Genomic DNA, 22,033 nt, shown 5'->3' with positions numbered 1-22,033 from the left:
GGGTCGGCGTCGGGGTGGGGGTCGGCTTCGGCGGGCACGGCGGGGGAGGCGGCGGGCAGTGGTGGCCACCGTGGCCACCGTGCCCGCCGTGGCCACCGTGGCCGTGGTGGCCTCCGGGGCCGTTCCCGCGCTCCGAGCCGTGGCCGCTTCCGTGGCCGTTGCCCCGGCCGTCGGGAGGGCCTTCGCCGTGATGTCCGCCACCCCGCGCGCTCGCGGCCGCGCCGGTTCCGGCGGTCGCGATCAGCCCGACGGCACTCGCGCCGTCCCCGGCGTCGATCGTCGCGTAGGCGCAGCTATCAGCCACGGCCGGCGTGGCGGACAGCGCCGCCCACAGCAGGACCGGGACCGCCAGCAGGCGTCTGGCAGAGGCTCTGTTCACCCGGGGAGCATGGGCTCACGTGCGCTCGCGCACGCGGAGCTCGGCCGTGGTTCGCCTGAACGGGTGGTGCGAAGACCGTAGAGGTTTGAGCCACGGAATGAAGAATTCCGATCATCTACCTGCGCATTCCCAAAAGCGACTTGTCGGTTTCGGTCATTCGCTGCGGGAGAGGCCGTGGAGGCCTTTGGTGTGTGATGAAGAACGGATCACCAATTTCCGCTTTTGCTCGCTCCGTTGGGCAATGATCAGTACATTCGGCTCGGACAGGCGTCCGATCCCGGACGACCGCGCAGGACTACGGCTTGGAGACCCCGATGGAGCGCCCCGCCTGGGCCCCGCCAGGTATCGACATATCGGTGCCGAGCGTGTCCCGCATCTACGACTACTACCTGGGCGGCTCCCACAACTTCGAGGTCGACCGCCAGGCCGCCCGCCGCGCCATGGAGTTCCTGCCGGGCCTGCCCAAGATCATGCAGGCCAACCGGGCGTTCATGCGCCGTGCCGTCCGCTACGCCGTGGCCCAGGGCGTCACCCAGTTCCTCGACATCGGATCCGGCATCCCCACTTTCGGCAACGTCCACGAGATCGCCCAGGCCGCCAGCCCCGACGCCCGCGTGGTCTACGTGGACCACGACCCGGTGGCCGTCGCGCACAGCCGGGCCGTCCTCGCCGGCGAGGAGAGCACCGGCATCGTCGCCGCCGACCTGCGCAAGCCGCAGGACATCCTCGCCGCCCCCGAGGTCTCGCAGCTGCTCGACCTCGAGCGCCCCGTCGCCCTGCTGCTCGTCGCCGTCCTGCATTTCCTGGAGGACTCGGACGACCCGTACGCCGCCGTCGCCGAGCTGCGCGACGCGCTGGCCCCCGGCAGCCTCCTGGTGCTCACGCACGCCTCTTACGAGGGGATCCCGCTCTCCCAGGAGGTCGCGGCCGGGACGGTCGGCGTCTACCGGGACATCCGCAACCCGCTCGTGATGCGCAGCGGCGAGCAGATCGGCCGCTTCTTCGACGGCTTCGAGCTCATCGAACCCGGCGTCGTGTCCATGCCGCTGTGGCAGCCCGAGGGCACCGAGGACCCGGAGGGCGGCGAGACGCCCGAGGACCCGTACGCGTTCTCGGGCTTCGGCGGAGTGGGACGCAAGGCGTGAGATCCACGGCCGCGGTGCCCTCCGGCACACCGACCCCGAAGAACGAGGGGCCCGCGCAGGCAGCGGAGCCCACCGCCCCGCCCACAGGCCCGCCGGCTCCGGCGGGCCTGTCGGCGGGCACGGGCCCGGCCGCGCTGCGGAGCGGGCTGGAGGACCGGATCGGGCGCTTCGCGACCATCTGGGGACGGGCGATCTTCCCCGTCACCGCGACCTCGCTGACCCGCGTCGAGTTCGAACAGCACCTCATACCGCTCGCCCGGACCCTCGCCGAAGCCCTGCACGCCCGGCCCTTCGACGCGGGCGTCGCCCAGCGGGTGGGGGCCGAACTCGTCGCCGTGCACTGCACCGACCCGGAGGCACTGGCCGGCACGCTCGGCGTGGTCGAGTCGTACCTCGTGCTCTACTGCGGCCCCGACGGCGTCGGCGTGGAGGGCACCGAGGAGTACCGCTCGCGCTGCGCCCGGCTCCAGCACGGGATCGCGGCCGGATTCGCCCGCGCCCTGCGCGAACGCACGCTCAAGGAGCAGGAGGCCATCGCCCGCTCCGCACTGACCGCCCGCATCGACGCCCAGCAGGCCCTGCACGCGAGCGAGGAGCGCTTCAAGGCGGTCTTCGAGGGCGCGGCCGTCGGCATCGGCATCGCCGACCTCGAAGGGAACATCCTCGAGGTCAACGACGCGCTGCTCCAGATGTTCGGCGGGATGGGCGGGCACATGCGGGGCCGCAACGTCAGCGAGTGGGGCCATCCCGACGACGCCCCGCACGTCTGGCGGATGTACGGCGAACTCGTACGCGGCGAACGCGAGAGCTACCGCGTGGAGAAGCCGTACTACCGGCACGACGGGACCGTGCTGTGGACCAACCTGACGGTGTCGCTGCTGCGCGACGCCGAGGGCGTTCCCCAGTACCAGCTGGCGCTGATGGAGGACACCACCGAGCGCCGGCTGCTGAACCTGCGCCTGCGCTACGAGGCCACCCACGACGCCCTGACCGGGCTGCCGAACCGGACGCTGTTCTTCGAACGCCTGGAGAAGGCGCTGAGCGGGGCCGGCGGCAGCCGCTTCGGCCTCTGCTACCTGGACCTCGACGGGTTCAAGGCGGTCAACGACAGCCTCGGCCACTCCGCGGGCGACCGGCTCCTGGTGGAGGTGGCCGACCGGCTGCAGAGCTGTGCGACGGGTCCCGGCGAGGTCGTCGCACGCCTCGGCGGCGACGAGTTCGTGGCGCTGACCACCGGCTCGGACACCGAGGAGAAGGTGACCGAACTCGCCGTCCGGATCCTGTCCGCCCTTTCGGTTCCCATCCGGATCGAGGGCCGCGAGCTGTCGGTCCGCGGCAGCATCGGCATCGTGGAGGGCCCGGCCCGCGAGCGCACCGCGGCCGAGGTGCTGCGCAGCGCCGACATCACCATGTACCGGGCCAAGGCGGCCGGCGGCAACCGCTTCGAGTTCGCCGACGCCGAGGCCGACGCCCGCGCCATCACCCGGCACGGACTGACCAACGCCCTCCCGGCGGCGCTGGAACGCGGCGAGTTCTTCATCGAGTACCAGCCGCTGGTCCACCTGCACGACGGCAGCGTCCACGGCGCCGAGGCCCTCGTCCGCTGGTCGCACCCGCAGTACGGGGTACTCGGCCCGGACCGCTTCATCCCGCTCGCCGAACGGACCGGGCTGATCGTGCCGCTCGGCCGCTGGGTCCTGGAGGAGGCCGTTCGCCAGGCCCGCAACTGGCAGCGCCAGCACGGCGGCTCGGCCCTGCGGATCAACGTCAACCTCTCGCCGACCCAGCTGCACCACCCCGGCCTGGTCGCCGACACCGTCGCGGTGCTGGAGAACTCCGGCCTCGCCCCGGGCGCCCTGTGCCTGGAGGTCACCGAATCGGCCCTGATCGGCGCCGACGACGAACTCCTGGAACCCCTGCGAAGGCTCGCGGCCCTCGGCGTGGACATCGCGCTCGACGACTTCGGCACGGGCTACTCGAACCTGGCGAACCTGCGCCGCCTCCCGGTCAGCGTCCTGAAGCTGGACCGCTCCTTCACCAAGGGGATGCAGCAGCAGCCCGCCAACCCGGTCGACGTCAAGATCGTGGAAGGCATCGTGGCCCTGGCCCACAGCCTCGAACTCGCCGTCACGGTCGAGGGCGTGGAGACCGGAGCCCAGGCCGCCCAGCTCCGCGACCTCGGCTGCGACACCGCCCAGGGCTGGTACTACGCCCGCCCCGGCGCCCCCGACCGCATCCACACCCTCTCGCTGTCGGACGCCGTGCCCACGCCCTCCTGACGCCCGCCCGGTCAGTCCAGGCCGGCCTCGATCCCCCGGCCGGGCGTCCGGACGGCCTCCACGACCCGCTCGTACCGCCGCGCCGTGTCGGCCACGACCTCGGTGGCCACCGGCAGCCGCTCGGCCTCGTACACGTCGAGCACCTCCTCCCCGCCCTCCCCGGTGAGGGCGGCGGCCAAGGTCCGGCCCAGGGCGGCCGCGTCGCCGATGCCGGTGTTCATGCCCAGCCCGCCGGCTATGGGGTGGACGTGCGCGGAGTCCCCGGCGAGGAAGACCCGGCCCTCGCGCATCCGGGTGGCCACGCGCACGTTGACCCGCCAGGTGGAGAACCAGGTGGGATCCGTGAGCCGGATCCCCGGTATCCGGGCATGCCGGTCGAACAGCCGCTGGAAGCTTTCCAGCGACGGCGGCACCAGTTCGCCGTGCTCGTCCTGCTCGGGTGAGGCCTGCAACTGGAATGAGTCCGTCCCGGGCATCGGGCAGAGCATGATCCCGCCGCCTTCCGAAGTGAACCACTGGTGCCAGAAGTCCCGGCTGAGCCCGGGGGCCCGGACGTCCCCGATGACCATCGCGGGCTCCTCCTCCGTGTTCCCCTCGAAGGGGATGCCGAGGAGCTTGCGGGTGGTGCTGCGCCCGCCGTCGCACCCGGCCAGGTAGCGGGCCTCGATCACGGTGCCGTCCGTCAGCTCCGCCCGGACCCCGGCCGCGTCCTGGGTGATTGCGGCGAGCCCGGCTCCGTACTCGATGGCCACGCCCAGGCCGGCGAGCCGCTCGCGCAGTGCCGCCTCGATCTGCCACTGCCCGATCAGCAGGCCGGTGCCGGCCACGGCGGTGTCGTTGACATGTGCTCCGTCGAAGTACTTGCGCAGGACCACCGCCTCGGTGCCGATGCCGGTCAGGGACTCGGCCACGCCGAGCTCCTCGAAGATCTCCAGACTGCTCGGATTGAGCCCCTTGCCCCGGGACTCGTGGTGCGGCGCGGTGCGCTGGTCGATGACGCGGACGGCGGCTCCGCGCAGGGCGAGGTCGCAGGCCAGGGTCAGTCCCGTGGGGCCGGAGCCCACGATCAGTACGTCAGTCATCGGACGTCCTCTCAGGTCGATGTCCGTCTCGTCGATGTCTCAAGGAAAGCGGCTCCCGCCAGAAAAAGCAACCCGGTTAAGAAATTAACTGAGTCATGGTTCTGTGCTACGCTCGCGGTATGGAGAAGACGACGGGTCTGCGCGAGAACAAGAAGCTCCGTACGCGTCGCCAGCTGGCGGACACGGCGCTGGAACTCTTCCTGGAGCGGGGCTTCGATGCCGTGTCGGTGGCCGATGTCGCCGCCGCGGCCGAGGTCTCCAAGCCCACCCTGTTCCGGTACTTCCCGAGCAAGGAGGATCTGGTGCTCGACCGGTTCGCCGACCACCAGGACGAGGCGGCGCGCATCGTGCGCGACCGGCCCGCCGGCCGGACGCCGGTGGCCGCGGTGCGCGCGCACTTCCTGGCGGCCCTCGCCGATCGGGACCCGATCACCGGGCTCTGCGACCACCCCGAGGTGGTCGCGTTCCAGCGGCTGCTCTACTCCACCGCCAGCCTGGAGAGCCGGATGTCCCACTACAGCGACCGCGAGGTGGAGCTGCTCGCCGCCGTACTCGAATCGGAGTCGGTCCGGCCGTTCGCCGCCCGCCTGGCCGCGATGCACCTGGTGGCGGTCCGCCATGAGCTCGGCCGGGAGAACCACCTCCGCATGGCCGCCGGCCAGAGCGCCGACGAGGCCTACCCTGCGGCCGTGGCCGAAGCCGACCAGGCCTTCGCGATGCTGGCCGACGGGCTCGACAAGGCCCTCCCCATAGCCGGGGCCTGACGGCCCCGCCGCCCCGGAGGAGGCGCGGCGCGGCGCTCAGCCCAGCAGGATGCGCTTCAGCTCGCGGGCCGCGCGCGGGGGAGCGACGTCGGTGCGGTGCGCCAGGGCGATGGTGCGGCGCAGCGGGGAGCCCGCCAGCGGGGTGGCGCGCAGCCCCGGGCCGCCGTGGTCGACGACCATCGCCGGGACCACCGCCACCCCGAGTCCCGCGCGCACGAAGCCCAGCACCGCGTCCATCTCCCCGCCCTCCACCGTGAACACCGGCTCGAAGCCCTCCGCCCGGCAGGCGGCCACCGTCAGGTCCCGCAGGTCGTAGCCGTGGCGGAACATCACCATCGGCTCGTCGCGCAGCGCGGACACCGTGAGCGGCCCGCCGCCCGCCGGCGCCGGCAGCTCTGCCGAGGAGACCACCACCAGGTCCTCCGTCAGCAGCTCCACCGTGGTCAGCGCCGGAGCCGAGGGCGGGAGCGGCAGCGCGATGAGCGCCAGGTCCAGGGCCCCGCGCGCGAGTTCCCGTACGAGGTCCAGCGAACCGCTCTCCTCGATCAGCAGCTCGATCCCCGGATGCGCGGTGTGGAAGGCGCGCAGCACACCGGGCAGCAGCCCCGTGCACACGCTCGGCGTCGCCCCCAGCCGGACCCGCCCCCGCCGCAGCTGCGCCAGCTCCTGCACCTCCAGCCGCGCCGTGTCCGCGTCCGCCAGGATCCGCCGGGCCAGCGGCAGCAGCGCCTCGCCCGCGTCGGTCAGCGCGATGTTCCCCCGCGCCCGGCTGAACAGCTCCGCCCCCAGCTCCCGTTCGAGCGCCTTGATCTGCTGCGAGAGCGACGGCTGGGCGACGTGCACCCGCTCCGCGGCCCGGGTGAAGTGACGGGTTTCGGCGACGGCCACGAAGTACAGGAGCTGCTGGAACTGCATCGCCCCAGCGTACGCCGTACATAGGCATTCCCTATGGAGATCAGCGCCATCATGTCTTGGACCTCTCGGGACTTTGGTCCTTACCGTCGGTGGCATGGCTCTGGCAACGCGGACGGGCCGACGGCCGTCCACCACGCGCACGCTCTGGGACTCCACCGTCGGCAAGAAGTCCGTGATGGCGGTGTCCGGGCTGATCATGCTCGGATACCTGGTCGTCCACATGCTCGGCAACCTCAAGATCTTCTTCGGGTCCGCCGAGTTCAACGGCTACGCCCACTGGCTGCGCACCCTCGGCTCGCCCTTCCTCCACCACGAGTGGGCCCTGTGGATCGTGCGCGTCGTGCTCCTCGCCGCGGTCGTCGGCCACGGCGTGTCCGCGTACCAGCTCAGCCGAAGGGACATCAAGGCCCGCCCGGTCAAGTACGCCCACAAGCGCCGCCGCGCGAGCTACGCCACCCGCACCATGCGCTGGGGCGGCGTCATCCTCGCCCTGTTCATCGTCTGGCACCTGCTCGACCTCACCACGCTCACCGTCAACGAGCGCGCGTGGGCCGGCCACCCCTACGAGAACGTCCTCGCCACCTTCTCCACCTGGTACGGCAACACGATCTACATCGTGGCGATGTCCGCCCTCGCCCTGCACGTCCGGCACGGCTTCTGGAGCGCCGCCCAGACCCTCGGCGCGGGCAACGCCCGCCGCGACCGGGCGCTGAAGTTCCTCGCCGACGCCCTCGCCCTCGTCCTCTTCGCGGGCTTCGTTTCCGTCCCCGTCGCCGTCATGACCGGAGTGGTGAGCTGACATGAGCAACGACTACGCCCACTACGCCACCGGCGAGCCGATCGCCGACACCAAGGCCCCCGAAGGCCCCATCGCCGAACGCTGGGACCGCCGCCGCTTCGAGGCCAAGCTCGTCAACCCGGCCAACCGCCGCAAGCACACCGTCATCGTCGTCGGCACCGGCCTGGCCGGCGGGGCGGCCGGCGCCACCCTGGCCGAACAGGGCTACCACGTCGTCCAGTTCTGCTTCTCCGACTCCCCGCGCCGGGCCCACTCCATCGCCGCGCAGGGCGGCATCAACGCCGCCAAGAACTACCGCAACGACGGCGACTCGGTGCACCGCCTCTTCTACGACACCGTCAAGGGCGGCGACTTCCGCGCCCGCGAGTCCAACGTCCACCGCCTCGCCCAGATCTCCGTCGAGATCATCGACCAGTGCGTGGCCCAGGGCGTCCCCTTCGCCCGCGAGTACGGCGGCCTCCTCGACACCCGCTCCTTCGGCGGCGTCCAGGTCTCCCGCACCTTCTACGCCCGCGGCCAGACGGGCCAGCAGCTCCTCCTCGGCGCCTACCAGGCGCTGTCCCGGCAGATCGCCGCCGGCAACGTGGAGATGCACGCCCGCACCGAGATGCTCGACCTGATCACCGTCGACGGCGTGGCCCGCGGCATCGTCGCCCGCGACCTGATCACCGGCAGGATCTCCACCCACTACGCCGACGCCGTCGTCCTCGCCTCCGGCGGCTACGGCAACGTCTTCTACCTCTCCACCAACGCCATGAACTCCAACGCGACCGCCGTCTGGCGGGCGCACCGGCGCGGCGCGTACTTCGCCAACCCCTGCTTCACCCAGATCCACCCCACCTGCATCCCGCGCACCGGCGACCACCAGTCCAAGCTCACCCTGATGAGCGAGTCCCTGCGCAACGACGGCCGCATCTGGGTCCCCAAGGCCCAGGGCGACACCCGCCCCGCAGCCCAGATCCCCGAGGCGGAGCGCGACTACTACCTGGAGCGGATCTACCCCTCCTTCGGCAACCTCGTGCCCCGCGACATCGCCTCGCGCGCCGCCAAGAACGTCTGCGACGAGGGCCGCGGCGTCGGCCCCGGCGGCCAGGGCGTCTACCTCGACTTCGCCGACGCCATCCGCCGCATGGGCCGGGACAAGGTCGCCGAGAAGTACGGCAACCTCTTCGACATGTACGAGCGGATCACCGCGGAGAACCCGTACGAGGTCCCCATGCGGATCTACCCCGCCGTGCACTACACGATGGGCGGCCTGTGGGTCGACTACGACCTCCAGACCACCGTCCCCGGCCTCTTCGCGATCGGCGAGGCCAACTTCTCCGACCACGGCGCCAACCGCCTCGGCGCCTCCGCCCTCATGCAGGGCCTCGGCGACGGCTACTTCGTGCTGCCCTCCACCATCAACGACTACCTGGCCCGCCATCCGCACCAGGACGCCGTCGACGACGGCCACCCCGAGGCCGCGGCCGCCGTACGGGAGGTCCGCGACTGCCTCGCCAAGCTGCTCGCCGTGGACGGCGACCGCACCCCGGACTCCTTCCACCGCGAGATCGGCGAGCTCATGTGGGAGTACTGCGGCATGTCCCGCACCGAGGAGGGGCTGCGCAAGGCCCTCGCCCGGATCCCGGAGATCCGCGAGGAGTTCTGGCAGCGCATCAAGGTCCCCGGCAGCGGCGACGAGTTCAACCAGTCGCTGGAGAAGGCCAACCGCATCGTCGACTACCTCGAGCTCGCCGAGCTGATGTGCCTCGACGCCCTCCACCGCGCCGAGTCCTGCGGCGGCCACTTCCGCGAGGAGTCCCAGACCCCGGACGGCGAGGCCGCCCGCCGCGACGAGGAGTTCGGCTACGCCGCCGCCTGGGAGTACCAGGGCACCGGCGCGGCCCCCGTCCTGCACAAGGAAGACCTCGTCTTCGAGTACGTCCACCCCACCCAGCGGAGCTACGCATGAGGCTCAACCTGCGCGTCTGGCGCCAGCAGAACCCCGACACCCCCGGCGCCATGGTCACGTACGAGGTCGACGGCATCTCCCGCGACATGTCGTTCCTGGAGATGCTCGACACCCTCAACGAGGACCTCATCCTGCGCGGCGAGGACCCGGTCGCCTTCGACCACGACTGCCGCGAGGGCATATGCGGCGCGTGCAGCCTCGTGATCAACGGCGACGCCCACGGCCCCGAGCGCACCACCACCTGCCAGCTGCACATGCGCTCCTTCGCCGACGGCGACACCATCGACGTCGAGCCCTGGCGCGCCGCCGCCTTCCCGGTGGTCAAGGACCTCGTCGTGGACCGCGGCGCCTTCGACCGGATCATCCAGGCCGGCGGCTACATCACCGCCCCCACCGGTTCCGCCCCCGAGGCGCACGCCACCGCCGTGCCCAAGGCCGACGCCGACTCCGCCTTCGAGCACGCCGAGTGCATCGGCTGCGGGGCCTGCGTGGCGGCCTGCCCCAACGGTTCCGCGATGCTCTTCACCTCCGCCAAGGTCAACCACCTGAACGTGCTGCCGCAGGGCTCGCCGGAGCGCGAGACCCGCGTCCTCGACATGGTGGCCCGGATGGACGACGAGGGCTTCGGCGGCTGCACCCTCACCGGCGAATGCGCCACGGCCTGCCCCAAGGGCATCCCGCTGCCGTCCATCGCCGCCATGAACCGCGAATGGCTGCGGGCGGTCCGCAAGCACGGAGCGTGAGAGGGGATTCTGAGAAGTCGCTGTGAGACGGGAACAAGGGACTCCTGGTACTTGCGTGAAAAATGAACGAAGGGAAAGGTGGAGGTGAACGAGGCATCCGCCCCTGCCTGCCGGACGGCGCCGCACCCCCTCACGCCGGGTGCCGTCCGCATCCTCGGGTGCCGCACACCGGCGCCGTCTCGCGAGGTCGTATATGCAGGGCCGTTCCCGTCTCCCCCTTCCCGTCGGCCTGCGCCGGATCGTACGGACGCTGCGCCGGCCCGGCGGCGTACCGAAGCAGCCCGACGCCGCCGTGCGGGAGAGCACCGGGAGCGGGAGCCCGGCGCCGCCCCCGCCCGGCCGGGCCCGTGAGGACGAGCTGCTGGGGAAGCTGCCGGGCCTGGTCCGCCACCGCGGCCGGCTCTCCCGGGTCCGCGACGACCTGCTGCCCGCCGACGCCCGGAACGCCAACCTGAACGCGGTCGCCGAGGCACTCGAAACGGCCGCCGTCCCGTACGGGCTGGTCCCCGACGGGGAGCTCCGGCACCGGGTGGCCATCGCCCCGGGCGACCGCGCGGCCGCCCTGAAGGCATGCGCGGCGGCCTTCGCCGGGCTCCCGGTGTACGCCCGGCTCCTCGGTGACGGCAGCGAAGCCGGAGAGGTCCTCGCCGAAGCACTCCCCGAAGCGGTCGTGGCCCACGAGGGCTCGCCCGCCGAAACCGACCCCCCGAAGATCAAGGGCATCCGGCTCTTCCAGCCGGTCGTCACCTCCGGCCGGACCGTGGCCTACGGCCCCGAAACCGGCTGTGACCTGGAGTTCTGGGAAGCCGCCGAGTCGGGCATCGGCGCGATCGCCGGGCTGCGCGAGACCCCGTACGGCTGGTGGGTGCCCACCCTCGAAGCCACGTCCACCACCCGCGTCGGCGACCGCGACCACCCCGTCGTCGACGCCTTCGCCGGCCGCTTCCCCGACGACATCGACTTCCCCGTCGACGCCGTGATCACCTGGGTCGACGCCGCCGACCCCGCCTGGCGCCGCCGCCGCGACCGCGCCGCCAGGGCCGCCACGGGATCCGGCGGCGCCGAGCGGGCCCCCGTCGACCACGCCGAGAACCGCTACCGCGACCGCGGGGAGCTGCGCTACTGCCTGCGCTCCATCGCCGCCCACGCCCCCTGGATCCGCCGCGTCTTCATCGTCACCGACGACCAGATCCCGTCCTGGCTGGCCACCGACCACCCGCAGGTCACCGTCGTCGACCACCGCGAGCTGTTCGCCGACCCCGCCGGCCTCCCCGTCTTCAACTCCCACGCCATCGAGAGCCAGCTCCACCGCATCCCGGGCCTCGCCGAGCACTTCCTCTACTTCAACGACGACATCTTCCTCGGCCGCCCGCAGCGCCCCCAGAACTATTTCCTCTCCTCCGGCCTGCCCAAGGTCTTCCACGACCAGCGGGCCGTGGCCCCCAGCGCCCCCGGCGTCGACGACGACGTCTTCACCGCCTCCCAGAAGGCCACCCGCCATGCGGTGGAACGGGCCGTCGGCCGCACCTACCCGCACATCCTGGCCCACACCCCGTACCCGCTCAGCCGCTCCCTCTTCGCCCACGTCGAGGCGCGGCTGCCCGGCCGGCTGACCACCACCAGCCGCTCGGTCTTCCGCAGCGCCGACGACCTCGCCCCGGTCACCCTCGCCTCCCACCTGGCCCTCGCCGACGGCCGTGCCGTGGAGGGCGAACTGCACCACGCGTACGTCAGCACCGGCCGGGCCGAGGAGATCGACCGGCTGCCCGGCCTGGCGGCCGACCGCTGGGCCGACGCGTTCTGCCTCGCCGACGACGACACCCGACCCGGGCTGTCGCCACAGGAGCAGCAGCGCGCGGTCACCGCCTTCCTGGAGGCGTACTTCCCGGTGCCGTCGCCGTACGAGAGGTGCGGGCCGTACGAGAGGTGCGGGCCTCACGAGACGTGCGGGCCGTACGAGACGTACGGGTCGTACGAGAGGCCTCGGCCGATCGGCTGATCCGATCGGCCGACCGGGCGCTCGTGCCGGCGGTACGCCGCGCCGCGCCACGGAGGCGTCCGGCCGGTGGGGGACAGTGGGCCCCATGCCAGAAGCCCCCGCCGGGTCCGGACCGCGCCGCCGCACCCTCCTGGCGGCCGCCGCCCTCGCCCCGCTCGCGATGGCCGGCTGCTCGGCGGAGGATCCGTCCACCGCCGCCCACGGCCCGAAAGCCGCGCCGAAGGACGCCCTGGTCATGCTGGTCCGGCACGCGGAGAAGCCGTACGCGGGGGACCTGGGCGAGGACGAGGACGGCAACGAGGACCCCGGATCCCTCGCCGGGCGCGGCCGCCGCCGGGCCGAGGAACTGCACAGCCTGTTCCCGCCGGCCGGCGGATCGACGCTGCCGCGCCCCGCCGTCGTCTTCGCGGCCGGCGGCCCGTCCGGACCCGGAGGGAAGCCCCCCGCCCGCTGCCGCCAGACGGTCGAGCCGCTGACCGCCGCCCTCCGCGCGCCCCTGCGCACAGAGTTCGCCGTCGGTGCCGAGGAGGCCCTGGCGCGCGCCGCGCTGGCCGCCCCGATGCCCGTACTCGTCTGCTGGGAGCACACCGGCATGCCCCGCCTGATCCACGCCCTCGGCGCCCACCAGGTCCTCGGCGTCCCCGCCGTCTGGCCCGACCGCTACGACCTGGTGTGGATGTTCACCCGCCGCCAGGGCCGGTGGAGCTTCCGCGAACTCGCGCAGCACCTGCTCCCGGGCGACGCGTAGGCCGCCTGCCGCCGGGCCGCTCTCACCTGCGCCAGGACTGGCCGGTGTGGTTTCCGCAGGGGTTGAGCACCAGGTAGAGGTTGAGGGCCGGGGGGCCGTTCGTGTCCAGGCACAGGCCGCTCGCCGGGTTGACGAACCGGCCGGCTCCGGCGTCGTAGTGCCATTGCTGGCCGCTGTAGTAGCCGCACGGATTGAGCACGGCCATGACGCCCGTGGCCGGGGGGCCGTTCGTGTCCAGGCACAGGCCGCTGGGCGGGTTCGTGAGGTGCAGGCTCGTCTCGTCATGGGCCCAGATCTGGCCGCTGTAGTTACCGCACGCGCGGAGCACGACTTCGAGGCCGGGCCGCTGCGGTCCGTTGGTGTCGATGCACAGCCCGCTGTGGGTGTTGGTGAGCGGGCCCGTGGATGCGGGGGGCGAGGACGGGGGTGGTGGCGAGGGGATCAAGGCCGGGGTGGCCGGCGCCGGCGCCGTCGTCCGGGGGCCGGTCGGCCGGGGAGCCGATCCGGTCGGACCGGGGGCCGTGCGCGGCGCCGAGACCGTCGGGGACGAGGAGGGCGCCGCGCTCGCCGGCCGGCCCGCGGGCGCGGTCGTGCCGGAGGCCGTCGAGTCTGCGCCACCGGGCAGTACCCCCCAGACGATCCCGGCGGTCGAGAGCAGGAGCACCGCCGCCGCCGCGGCGACCAGCGCGGTGCGCCGCCTCGGCACGGAGGCCGGCGGCGCCCCGGTTGCCGGCATCCGCCACGCGGTGGCGAGCAGCGTGCTGACGGCCTCGGCGTCGGCGACCGTCCCGGGATCCGTGGCACCGGTCAGTCCGGCGAGCAGGTGCCGGGGGGTGGGACGCCGCTCGGGCGCCCTGTCCAGGGCCGGCGCCAGCAGTGTCCTGAGGTGCGCGGGAACACCGTCGAGGTCGGGTTCCTCGTGCAGGACCCGGTACAGCACCGCCTCGGACGGTCCGGTGCCGAACGGGTGGCGTCCGGTGGCGGCGTAGGCGACGGTCAGCGCCCACGCGAACACGTCGGCCGGAGGCCCCGCCTGCCCGCGCGCCTGTTCCGGCGCCATGTAGCCCACGGTCCCGACCACCACACCGGGGCGGGTCAGCGCCGTGGCGTCGGCGGCCTGCGCGATGCCGAAATCGATGACCTTCGGTCCCTGGTTCGACAGCAGCACGTTGCCGGGCTTGAGATCGCGATGGACGAGGCCGGCCCCGTGGATCGCCACGAGCGCCTCGGCGAGCCCGACGGCGAAGCCGTGCGCCATGTCACCGCGCAACGGCCCGTGTTCGCCGACGTGTTCCGCCAGCGTCGGGCCCTGTACGTACTCCATGACGACGAACGGACTGCTCGCCTCGGTCTCGACCGCCAGCACCCGGGCCGTGCAGGCGCCCTGGACGCGCAGCAGCGCCGCGGCCTCACGCCGGAACCGTGCCCGGAACTCGGAGTCCGAAGCGAACTCCTCGCGCAGCCGCTTGAGGGCGACGAGCCGGCCGTCGGCACCCTGTGCCAGGTAGACGACACCCATGCCGCCCGCACCCAGCCGGCCGACGAGCGTGAAGCCGCCGATCCGCTCCGGGTCCCCCGCCCGCAGCCCACCCAAACCCACTGGCTCCTCCTGAGACGCAGGTCTTCGCGGACCGCGGGGCCCGCAGAACCCCCTGGCCCCGGCAGGACCGCCCCCTCGATCCGGCTCAGGCTCAGCATGCCAGTACGCCAACTCGCTTGGCAGCGGACTTCGTTGAAACCTACGTCCGGCCCAGCGCCCGCGCGAGGTAGCCCGCCGTACGGCCCGCGCCCGCGGCGGCGACCTCCGCCGGCGTGCCCGCCGCGACGATCCTGCCGCCGTCCGTGCCGCCGCCCGGACCCAGGTCGATCACCCAGTCCGCGCCCGCCACCACCTCCATGTCGTGCTCCACGACCACCACCGAGTGCCCGGCGTCCACCAGCCCGTGCAACTGCCGCAGCAGCACCCGTACGTCCGCCGGATGCAGCCCGGTCGTCGGCTCGTCCAGCACGTACAGGGTGTGGTCGCGGCGCAGGCGCTGGAGCTCCGTCGCCAGCTTGATCCGCTGCGCCTCGCCGCCCGACAGCTCCGTGGCCGGCTGGCCCAGCCGCAGATAGCCGAGCCCGATGTCCTCCAGTGCCCGCAGGCTGCGCGCCGCCGCCGGGACCCGCGCGAAGAAGGACGCCGCGGACTCCACCGTCAGGCCCAGCACTTCCGCGATGTTCAGCCCCTCGTACCGCACGTCCAGGGTCTCGGTGTTGTACCGGGCCCCGGCGCACTCCGGGCACGGGGCGTACGTACTCGGCAGGAACAGCAGCTCCACCGAGACGAACCCCTCGCCCTGGCAGGTCTCGCACCGGCCGCCCGGCACGTTGAAGGAGAACCGGCCCGCCTTCCAGCCGCGCGCCCGCGCCTGCGGAGCCTGCGTGAACAGCTTGCGCACCACGTCGAACAGTCCCGTGTACGTGGCCAGGTTGGACCGCGGGGTCCGGCCGATCGGCTTCTGGTCCACCTCCACCAGCCGCCGCACCGGGAACCCCGGGTCCGCGATCCGCTCCCCGACCTCCCGGGCGAGCACCTGGCCCACCAGCGTGGACTTGCCCGACCCCGACACGCCGGTGACCGCGGTGAACACCCCGAGCGGGAACTCGGCGTCCACGCCCCGCAGGTTGTGCCGCTCGACGGCGCTGAGCCGGACCGAACCGCGCGCCGCCCGCGCCGGCCGCAGTCCCGGCTCCGCTTCCGCCTCCGCCTCCGCCTCCGTCTTCGTCACCGCCTCCGCCTCGTCCGACCCGAACAGGTGCCGCGCCGTCGCCGACTCCGCCACACCCGCGAGCCCCTGCGGCGGCCCGCTGTACAGCACCCGCCCGCCGTGCTCCCCGGCCAGCGGACCCACGTCCACCAGCCAGTCCGCGTGCCGCACCACGTCGAGGTGGTGCTCGACCACGAACACCGTGTTCCCCGCGGCCTTGAGCCGGTCCAGTACGCCGAGCAGCGCCTCGGTGTCGGCCGGATGCAGCCCGGCCGACGGCTCGTCCAGCACGTACACCACCCCGAACAGCCCCGACCGCAGCTGCGTCGCCAGCCTCAGCCGCTGCAACTCGCCCGCCGACAGGGTCGGCGCCGTGCGGTCCAGGCTCAGATAGCCGAGCCCGAGCTCCACGACCGGCCCGATCCGGGACCGCAGATCCTCGGCGAGCACCCGCGCCGCCTCCCCGCCCGCGGGCGCGCCCTCCCGTACGGAGTCCGGTACGGAGGCCAGTACGGCGTCCAGGGCGGTCAGCGGCAGCGCCGCCAGCTCCGCGATCGTCCGGCCCGCGAACGTCACGGCCAGCGCCGCGGGTCCCAGCCGCCGGCCCTCGCACACCGGGCACGGGGAATCGGTCAGGAAGCGCTCCGCGCGGGCCCGCAGCGTGGCGCTCTTGCTGTCGGAGAAGGTCCGCATCACATAGCGGTGGGCGCTCATATAGGTGCCCTGGTAGGGCCGTTGGATCCGGTCCGCGTCCCGCACCGGATGCACCGTGACCACCGGCTGCTCCTCGGTGAACAGGATCCACTCGCGGTCCTCGGCCGCCAACTCCCGCCAGGGCGCGTCCACGTCGTACCCGAGCACCTCCAGGACGTCCCGGAGGTTCTTGCCCTGCCAGGCCCCGGGCCAGGCGGCGATGGCGCCCTGACGGATCGACAGCTCCGGATCCGGCACCAGGAGTTCCTCGCTGGTGCGGTGGATGCTGCCGAGTCCGTGGCAGGAAGGGCAGGCCCCGGCGGCGGTGTTGGGGGAGAAGGCGTCCGAGTCGAGCCGCTCGGCGCCCGGCGGATAGGTCCCGGCGCGCGAGTACAGCATCCGCAGGGAGTTGGACAGCAGGGTCACCGTCCCGACCGAGGACCGCGAGCCGGGGGAGGAGCGCCGCTGCTCCAGCGAGACCGCGGGCGGCAGTCCGGTGACGGAGTCCACCTTCGGGGCGCCGATCTGGTGGATGAGGCGGCGGGCGTACGGGGCCACCGACTCGAAGTACCGGCGCTGGGCCTCGGCGTAGAGCGTGCCGAAGGCCAGGGAGCTCTTCCCGGAGCCGGAGACCCCGGTGAACACGGTCAGGGCGTCGCGCGGGATGTCCACGTCGACGCCGCGCAGATTGTGCTCCCGGGCACCCCTTACCCGTACGAAGGGGTCGTGGTGGGTCTCGGGCGAGGGGGAGTGGTGCATTCGCCCCAGTTTACGGGCCGCTTCCGGGGGCTGCGCGCGGTCAGAGCCCGGGTGGCCCGGCGGGCCCGGTCGGTCCGGCCGCCTCCGCCGACCCCGCCAGCCCGGCCACCCGGGCCAGCCGCTCGAAGGACTCCAGCAGCGCCGTGCGGTCGTACGTGGAGGTGGTGACCAGCAGCTCGTCCGCGCCCGTCAGGTCGGCCACCTCGGCCAGCTGCGCCGCCACCTGCTCCTCGGTGCCGTGGACGTGCCCGGCGAGCCCGCCCTCGTACAACTCCCGCTCCTTCGGGGGCATGGCCAACGCCTCGACCTCCTCCGCCGGGCGCAGCGGAGGGAAGCTGCCGCGGGTCCGGGAGTACGCGAGGGACCAGGCCTCCGGGACCAGGATGCGCCGGGCGGCCTCCGGGGTCCGCGCCACGGCCACCGTCCCGGAGACCACGACGTACGGCTCCGAGCCGGCGGCCGAGGGGCGGAACTGCGCGCGGTAGCGGTCGATGACCTCCGTGACCCGGCCCCGGGCCCGCAGGTCGCCCACCACCAGCGGCAGCCCGGCCCGGGCCGCGATCCCGGCGCCCTCGCCGGTGGCCAGCACGTAGGCCGGTATCGACAGCCCCTCCGCCGGGCGGGCGTGCACCTCGGGGTGCGCCCGCTGGCTGCCGTCCAGCCAGCCCAGCAGCTCCGCCAGCTGCTCCTCGAAGCGGTCGGCGTCCCCGGTGTCGCGGCCCAGCGCCCGCCGGATCCCGCCGGTGAAGCCGACCGAGCGGCCGAGCCCCATGTCGATCCGGCCGGGGAACAGCGACTCCAGGACCCCGAACTGCTCCGCGACCACCAGCGGTTGGTGGTTGGGCAGCATCACCCCGCCCGTGCCGACCCGGATCCGCCGGGTGACCGCGGCGACGGCCGCGGCCAGCACGGCGGGCGCGGAGCCCGCGACTCCGGGGACGCTGTGGTGCTCGGACACCCAGAAGCGGTGGTATCCGAGCCGCTCCGCCGCGCGGGCGAGCTCCACGGTGTCGCGAAGGGCCTGCGGGGCCGGGTGCCCCTCGCGGGTGCGGGACCGGTCGAGGATGGAGAGTTTGCGGATCACACAAGGCTGTAACGCACACGCGCCGAAAGGATTCCCTGCCTAGTCTGACCCGTATGAGTGACAGCAACGACCGCCGGCCGCTGGCCGTCTTCGACATCGACAACACCCTGGCCGACACCGACCACCGCCAGCACTTCCTGGAGGGCCGGCCCCGGGACTGGGACGGCTTCTTCGGCGCGGCCCCGGCCGACCCGCCGCTGGCGCGCGGGGTGGCGCTGGCGGTGGAGCAGGCGGCCGACTGCGAGGTCGTGTACCTGACCGGGCGCCCGGAGCGGTGCCGCGCCGACACGGAGGAGTGGCTGACCCGGCACGGACTGCCCGAGGGGCGGCTGTGGATGCGCGGGAACCAGGACCGCAGGCCGGCGCGGACCACCAAGCTGGAGGTGCTGCGGCGGATCGCCCGGGGCCGGGAGGTGCGGATGCTCGTGGACGACGACGAGCTCGTCTGCCAGGCGGCGCGCGCCGCGGGCTTCAAGGTGGTCCTGGCGGACTGGGCGGCGGACGCGCCGGAGCTCAAGTCGGCACAGGAGGGCGAGGGCCGCACCTGAGCCGTACCTGACCCGGAACCGGTCCGTGGCCGCCCCGGATCAGTCCTCGCCGTCGAGACGGAACCCGACCTTGAGCCCCACCTGGTAATGCGCCACCGCGCCGTTCTCGATGTGCCCCCGCACCTGCGTGACCTCGAACCAGTCCAGGTTGCGCAGCGTCTGGCCGGCCCGGGTGATGCCGTTGCGGATGGCCTGATCGATGCTCTCGGGGGAGGTGCCGACGATCTCGGTCACGCGGTAGGTGTGGTTCGACATGGGTTCTCCCGACGGTGGGGGCTTTTGCCTCGTTCCACGGTGCCCCAGTAAGTCCGTCTCCGCGAACTTTGCGTGAACAGTCCCGAGCGGCAGGGCCTTGACCCACCCATTGGTCTATGCCAATTTCAAGCCATCTCCGAGACCGGACTCCAGAAGGTGACCTTCGTGAAGATGCGCTTCCTCGCCGTGTGCACGGCCCTCGCGGCCGCGACCGCCCTCACCGGCTGCAGCCAGCTGGCGGGATCGGCCGGAGGGGCGCAGAAGGTGACCCTCTGGCTGATGAAGGGCAGCGCCTCGGAGGACTTCATCGCGAAGTTCACCACCTCGTTCGAGAAGGAGCACCCCGGCGTCGACCTGGACGTCAAGATCCAGGAGTGGACGGGCATCGGCGAGAAGGTCAACGCCGTCCTCGCGGGCAAGAGCGGCGAGAGCGCCGACGTCATCGAGGTCGGCAACACCCAGGTCGCCCAGTACATCGAGACCGGCGGCCTGTCCGAACTCACCCTCGAGGGCCTGCGCGAGTGGGGCAGCAAGGACTGGCTCAAGGGCCTCTCCGACCCGGCGAGCATCGACGGGGCCCAGTACGGCGTCCCGTGGTACGCCGCCAACCGCGTGGTGATCTACAACAAGGACCTCTTCGCGAACGCCGGCATCAAGACCCCGCCCAGGAACCGGCAGGAGTGGATCCAGGCCACCCAGAAGCTCGACAAGGGCGACCGGCAGGGCATCTACCTGCCCGGCCAGAACTGGTACGTCCTCTCCGGGTTCATCTGGGACGAGGGCGGCGAGCTCGCCGTCGAGACCGGCGGCGAGTGGGTCGGCACCCTCGACGACGACAAGGCCCTGGCCGGCATGGAGTTCTACAAGCAGCTCCAGGCCCTCGGCGACGGCCCCAAGGACGCCGACGAGGAGACGCCCCCGCAGTCCGAGGTCTTCGCCCGCGGCGAGGTCGCCCAGATCATCGCCCCGCCCGGCCAGGCCGCCGCCATCGAGGCCGCCAACCCGGCCCTCAAGGGCAAGCTCGGCTTCTTCCCGGTCCCCGGCAAGACCTCCGACAAGCCCGGCGCCGTCTTCACCGGCGGATCGGACCTGATCATCCCCGAGCGGACGAAGCACCGGCGCCAGGCCGTCGACGTGATCACCGCCCTGGTCAGCGAGACCTGGCAGACCGAACTCGCCCGCACGATGAGCTACGTACCGAACAAGGCCACCCTCGCGCACGTGGTCGACGGCAACGAGGGCGCCGCGAGCATGGCGCCCGGAGCCGCCCAGGGGCGCGCCACGCCGAAGTCCGCCCGCTGGGCCGAGGTCGAGGGCAAGAACCCGATCAAGCCCTACATGACGGCGGTACTCACCGGACAGGACACGAAGCAGGCCGCCAAAGCGGCCTCCGACACGATCAGCAAGGTCCTCAGCTCCGACCGCTGACCGAGCGCCGGGTCCCGGCGCGTCCGCCGAGTTCAGCGTTCGCACATCCAAGTGCCGCTGAGCGGTCATGTCGAATCCAGCCGGTCACGGAAGAAGTAAAGGAGCCAGGCCGCACCACCTGCCGGCCTGGCTCCCGTGCCCGGATCAGGAGCCGCCATGACCATCGCCCCCCTGTCCCCGTCCACCCTTCCCCCCACCGTGACCCCGGCCGTCCCCCCCCTCCTCACCCCCGCGGCCGTCCCCGCGGCCGCACCCGTCGCGGCACCCGCGGCCCTCCCCGCCACCCCCCACTACACCGTCCGCCTCGCCCGCGACGAGGACGAGGTACGCGCTGCCCAGCGCCTGCGCCACCTGGTCTTCGCCGGCGAGCTCGGCGCCCGCCTCGACGGACCCGAGCCGGGCCTCGACTCCGACGCCTTCGACGCGTACTGCGACCACCTCCTCGTCGTCGAGGAGGAGACCGAGCAGGTCGTCGGCACCTACCGGCTGCTGCCCCCGGAGCGCGCCGCCGTCGCCGGCCGCCTCTACTCCGAGGGCGAGTTCGACCTCTCGGCCCTCGCCCCGATCCGCCCGGACCTCGTCGAGGTCGGCCGCTCCTGCGTCCACCCCGACCACCGCAACGGCGCCGTCATCGCGCTGATCTGGGCCGGCCTCGCCCGCTACATGGACCGCTCCGGCCACAACTGGCTCGCCGGCTGCTGCTCGATACCGCTCGCCGACGGCGGGGTCCTGGCCGCCGCCACCCGCGAGAGCGTCCTCACCCGCAACCTCGCCCCCGAGGAGTACCGGGTCACCCCGCACCTGCCCTGGAACCCCGAGGGCATCACCTTCCCGGCCCGTGTGGAGCTGCCCCCGCTGCTCCGCGGCTACCTGCGCCTGGGCGCCTGGGTCTGCGGCGAGCCCGCCCTCGACGCCGAGTTCGGCTGCGCCGACCTGTACGTCCTGCTCTCCCTGCGGCGCACCAACCCGCGCTACCTCAAGCACTTCCTCTCGCTCGTCCCGGGCGCATGAGCGTCTGGCTGCCCACCTCGCCCTGCACCCCCGAGGCCTGCGCCGGCCACGAGGGGGAGCGGGCGAGCGTCGCCCGTGCGGTGCTCCGGCTCACCGCCGCCGTCGCCCTGATCCTCCTCGGGATCCTGGGCTTCCAGCCCGTCCGGCTGCTCCCCACCCGCCCCCGCCAAGCGCTGGTGCGGGCCTGGGCGACCGCCCTGGTCCGGGCCTTCGGCATACGGATCACCGTGCACGGAAGCCCCGGGCCGGGGGGCGGCCGCCTGATCGTCGCCAACCACATTTCCTGGCTCGACATCCCGCTCGTCGCCGCCGCCATGCCCTGCCGGATGCTGGCCAAGAGCGACATCGGCCACTGGCCGGTGCTCGGCCCGCTCTCCCGGCAGAACGGAACCCTGTTCATCGAGCGGGACCGGATCCGCGCCCTCCCCGGCACCGTCGAGACCATCGGCCGCGCCCTGCTGGCCGGCGACCGCGTCACCGTCTTCCCCGAGGGCAGCACCTGGTGCGGGCGCGCCCAGGGGCCCTTCCGGCGGGCCGCCTTCCAGGCCGCCCTGGACGCCCGGGTGCCCGTACAGCCCGTGCGGCTCGCGTACCGGCTGCCGGACGGGAGCCTCGCCGGGGCCCCCGCCTTCGTCGGGGACGATCCGCTGACCGCATCCCTGTGGCGGATCGCGCGGGCCCGCGGGGTGCGGGCCGAG

The 22,033-nt window shown here is 73.0% G+C and carries 17 protein-coding genes and 1 pseudogene; 12 read left to right on the top strand and 6 right to left on the bottom strand.

The genetic code is table 11. The features are described 5' to 3' along the window. Positions 1 to 693: 693 nt before the first annotated feature. Together IF02_RS0123430 and IF02_RS0123425 are read left to right on the top strand one after the other, a co-directional pair. Positions 694 to 1,524: an SAM-dependent methyltransferase gene (locus IF02_RS0123430; RefSeq protein WP_030160014.1), complete on the top strand. Its 831-nt coding sequence runs from the start codon at positions 694 to 696 to the stop codon at positions 1,522 to 1,524. 107 nt (positions 1,525 to 1,631) lie between these two features. Beyond that, positions 1,632 to 3,803, top strand: coding sequence for a putative bifunctional diguanylate cyclase/phosphodiesterase (locus IF02_RS0123425; protein WP_030160012.1), 2,172 nt, complete (start codon positions 1,632 to 1,634; stop codon positions 3,801 to 3,803). Positions 3,804 to 3,814: 11 nt separating this feature from the next. On the opposite strand, the gene IF02_RS0123420 is transcribed toward IF02_RS0123425, so the two are convergent. Continuing rightward, entirely contained in the window at positions 3,815 to 4,885 is a 1,071-nt protein-coding gene (locus IF02_RS0123420) for an FAD-dependent monooxygenase (RefSeq protein ID WP_030160010.1), read from the bottom strand. A gap of 119 nt (positions 4,886 to 5,004) precedes the next feature. Here IF02_RS0123420 and IF02_RS0123415 point away from each other — a divergent pair, with 119 nt between their 5' ends. Next, positions 5,005 to 5,649, top strand: a complete 645-nt coding sequence (locus tag IF02_RS0123415; RefSeq protein ID WP_030160008.1) for a TetR/AcrR family transcriptional regulator — start codon at positions 5,005 to 5,007, stop codon at positions 5,647 to 5,649. A gap of 36 nt (positions 5,650 to 5,685) precedes the next feature. On the opposite strand, the gene IF02_RS0123410 is transcribed toward IF02_RS0123415, so the two are convergent. Then, complete coding sequence (locus IF02_RS0123410) at positions 5,686 to 6,564, bottom strand: LysR family transcriptional regulator (RefSeq protein WP_030160006.1); 879 nt, start codon at positions 6,562 to 6,564, stop codon at positions 5,686 to 5,688. 94 nt (positions 6,565 to 6,658) lie between these two features. Here IF02_RS0123410 and IF02_RS0123405 point away from each other — a divergent pair, with 94 nt between their 5' ends. From IF02_RS0123405 to IF02_RS0123385, 5 genes are all read left to right on the top strand, one after another. Next, complete coding sequence (locus tag IF02_RS0123405; protein ID WP_030160004.1) at positions 6,659 to 7,363, top strand: succinate dehydrogenase; 705 nt, start codon at positions 6,659 to 6,661, stop codon at positions 7,361 to 7,363. A gap of 1 nt (position 7,364) precedes the next feature. Beyond that, positions 7,365 to 9,317: a fumarate reductase/succinate dehydrogenase flavoprotein subunit gene (locus IF02_RS0123400; RefSeq protein ID WP_030160002.1), complete on the top strand. Its 1,953-nt coding sequence runs from the start codon at positions 7,365 to 7,367 to the stop codon at positions 9,315 to 9,317. Further along, positions 9,314 to 10,060, top strand: a complete 747-nt coding sequence (locus tag IF02_RS0123395) for a succinate dehydrogenase/fumarate reductase iron-sulfur subunit (protein ID WP_030159999.1) — start codon at positions 9,314 to 9,316, stop codon at positions 10,058 to 10,060. Before IF02_RS0123400 ends, IF02_RS0123395 begins: the two co-directional genes overlap by 4 nt. A gap of 193 nt (positions 10,061 to 10,253) precedes the next feature. Then, a complete protein-coding gene (locus IF02_RS35965; protein WP_051696479.1) occupies positions 10,254 to 12,059 on the top strand; it encodes a Stealth CR1 domain-containing protein in 1,806 nt (601 codons plus the stop codon). Between the two features lie 85 nt (positions 12,060 to 12,144). After that, positions 12,145 to 12,807, top strand: a complete 663-nt coding sequence (locus tag IF02_RS0123385; protein WP_234318307.1) for a hypothetical protein — start codon at positions 12,145 to 12,147, stop codon at positions 12,805 to 12,807. Positions 12,808 to 12,829: 22 nt separating this feature from the next. On the opposite strand, the gene IF02_RS33245 is transcribed toward IF02_RS0123385, so the two are convergent. The 3 genes from IF02_RS33245 to IF02_RS0123370 all read right to left on the bottom strand — a co-directional run bounded on the left by IF02_RS33245 (position 12,830) and on the right by IF02_RS0123370 (position 18,093). Then, positions 12,830 to 14,407 (bottom strand): serine/threonine protein kinase, encoded by a 1,578-nt coding sequence (locus IF02_RS33245; RefSeq protein WP_158708545.1) that lies wholly within the window; start codon positions 14,405 to 14,407, stop codon positions 12,830 to 12,832. A 139-nt stretch (positions 14,408 to 14,546) separates the two neighbouring features. After that, positions 14,547 to 17,009, bottom strand: coding sequence for an excinuclease ABC subunit UvrA (locus tag IF02_RS0123375; protein WP_030159991.1), 2,463 nt, complete (start codon positions 17,007 to 17,009; stop codon positions 14,547 to 14,549). A gap of 40 nt (positions 17,010 to 17,049) precedes the next feature. Continuing rightward, entirely contained in the window at positions 17,050 to 18,093 is a 1,044-nt protein-coding gene (locus tag IF02_RS0123370) for an LLM class flavin-dependent oxidoreductase (RefSeq protein ID WP_030159989.1), read from the bottom strand. Positions 18,094 to 18,146: 53 nt separating this feature from the next. Between IF02_RS0123370 and IF02_RS0123365 the strand changes: the two genes are divergently transcribed. Then, positions 18,147 to 18,641 carry an HAD family acid phosphatase gene (locus IF02_RS0123365; RefSeq protein WP_030159987.1) on the top strand — a complete coding sequence of 165 codons (495 nt, stop codon included), beginning with the start codon at positions 18,147 to 18,149 and terminating at the stop codon, positions 18,639 to 18,641. A 39-nt stretch (positions 18,642 to 18,680) separates the two neighbouring features. Here the strand turns inward: IF02_RS0123365 and IF02_RS0123360 are convergent, their stop codons facing one another. Next, positions 18,681 to 18,896, bottom strand: a complete 216-nt coding sequence (locus tag IF02_RS0123360) for a dodecin (protein ID WP_030159985.1) — start codon at positions 18,894 to 18,896, stop codon at positions 18,681 to 18,683. A gap of 165 nt (positions 18,897 to 19,061) precedes the next feature. Here IF02_RS0123360 and IF02_RS0123355 point away from each other — a divergent pair, with 165 nt between their 5' ends. The 3 genes and pseudogenes from IF02_RS0123355 to IF02_RS0123345 form a co-directional block, all read left to right on the top strand. Further along, a complete protein-coding gene (locus IF02_RS0123355; protein ID WP_030159983.1) occupies positions 19,062 to 20,324 on the top strand; it encodes an extracellular solute-binding protein in 1,263 nt (420 codons plus the stop codon). 156 nt (positions 20,325 to 20,480) lie between these two features. Further along, the gene (locus IF02_RS0123350) at positions 20,481 to 21,335 is read left to right on the top strand and encodes a GNAT family N-acetyltransferase (protein ID WP_030159981.1); all 855 of its coding nucleotides are present in this window, start codon (positions 20,481 to 20,483) and stop codon (positions 21,333 to 21,335) included. Further along, positions 21,332 to 21,907, top strand: a pseudogene (locus IF02_RS0123345) (lysophospholipid acyltransferase family protein); the annotation flags it as partial. The gene IF02_RS0123350 and the pseudogene IF02_RS0123345, both read left to right, overlap by 4 nt. Positions 21,908 to 22,033: the final 126 nt, after the last annotated feature.

The organism is Streptomyces sp. NRRL S-244 (genome assembly GCF_000717915.1).
In the GTDB taxonomy this organism is placed as follows: domain Bacteria; phylum Actinomycetota; class Actinomycetes; order Streptomycetales; family Streptomycetaceae; genus Streptomyces.
The sequence above is the reverse complement of the archived record's forward strand: the minus strand, read 5'-3'. Positions and strand labels throughout refer to the sequence as shown.

Excerpts from the sequence above, each read along its gene's own strand:
- IF02_RS0123405 (WP_030160004.1), top strand. The coding sequence starts at position 6,659 with ATGGCTCTGGCAACGCGGACGGGCCGACGGCCGTCCACCACGCGCACG.
- IF02_RS0123395 (WP_030159999.1), top strand. The coding sequence starts at position 9,314 with ATGAGGCTCAACCTGCGCGTCTGGCGCCAGCAGAACCCCGACACCCCC.
- IF02_RS0123365 (WP_030159987.1), top strand. The coding sequence starts at position 18,147 with ATGAGTGACAGCAACGACCGCCGGCCGCTGGCCGTCTTCGACATCGAC.
- IF02_RS0123410 (WP_030160006.1), bottom strand. The coding sequence starts at position 6,564 with ATGCAGTTCCAGCAGCTCCTGTACTTCGTGGCCGTCGCCGAAACCCGT.
- IF02_RS0123415 (WP_030160008.1), top strand. The coding sequence starts at position 5,005 with ATGGAGAAGACGACGGGTCTGCGCGAGAACAAGAAGCTCCGTACGCGT.
- IF02_RS0123420 (WP_030160010.1), bottom strand. The coding sequence starts at position 4,885 with ATGACTGACGTACTGATCGTGGGCTCCGGCCCCACGGGACTGACCCTG.
- IF02_RS0123400 (WP_030160002.1), top strand. The coding sequence starts at position 7,365 with ATGAGCAACGACTACGCCCACTACGCCACCGGCGAGCCGATCGCCGAC.
- IF02_RS0123430 (WP_030160014.1), top strand. The coding sequence starts at position 694 with ATGGAGCGCCCCGCCTGGGCCCCGCCAGGTATCGACATATCGGTGCCG.
- IF02_RS0123350 (WP_030159981.1), top strand. The coding sequence starts at position 20,481 with ATGACCATCGCCCCCCTGTCCCCGTCCACCCTTCCCCCCACCGTGACC.
- IF02_RS0123385 (WP_234318307.1), top strand. The coding sequence starts at position 12,145 with ATGCCAGAAGCCCCCGCCGGGTCCGGACCGCGCCGCCGCACCCTCCTG.
- IF02_RS0123360 (WP_030159985.1), bottom strand. The coding sequence starts at position 18,896 with ATGTCGAACCACACCTACCGCGTGACCGAGATCGTCGGCACCTCCCCC.
- IF02_RS0123375 (WP_030159991.1), bottom strand. The coding sequence starts at position 17,009 with ATGCACCACTCCCCCTCGCCCGAGACCCACCACGACCCCTTCGTACGG.
- IF02_RS35965 (WP_051696479.1), top strand. The coding sequence starts at position 10,254 with ATGCAGGGCCGTTCCCGTCTCCCCCTTCCCGTCGGCCTGCGCCGGATC.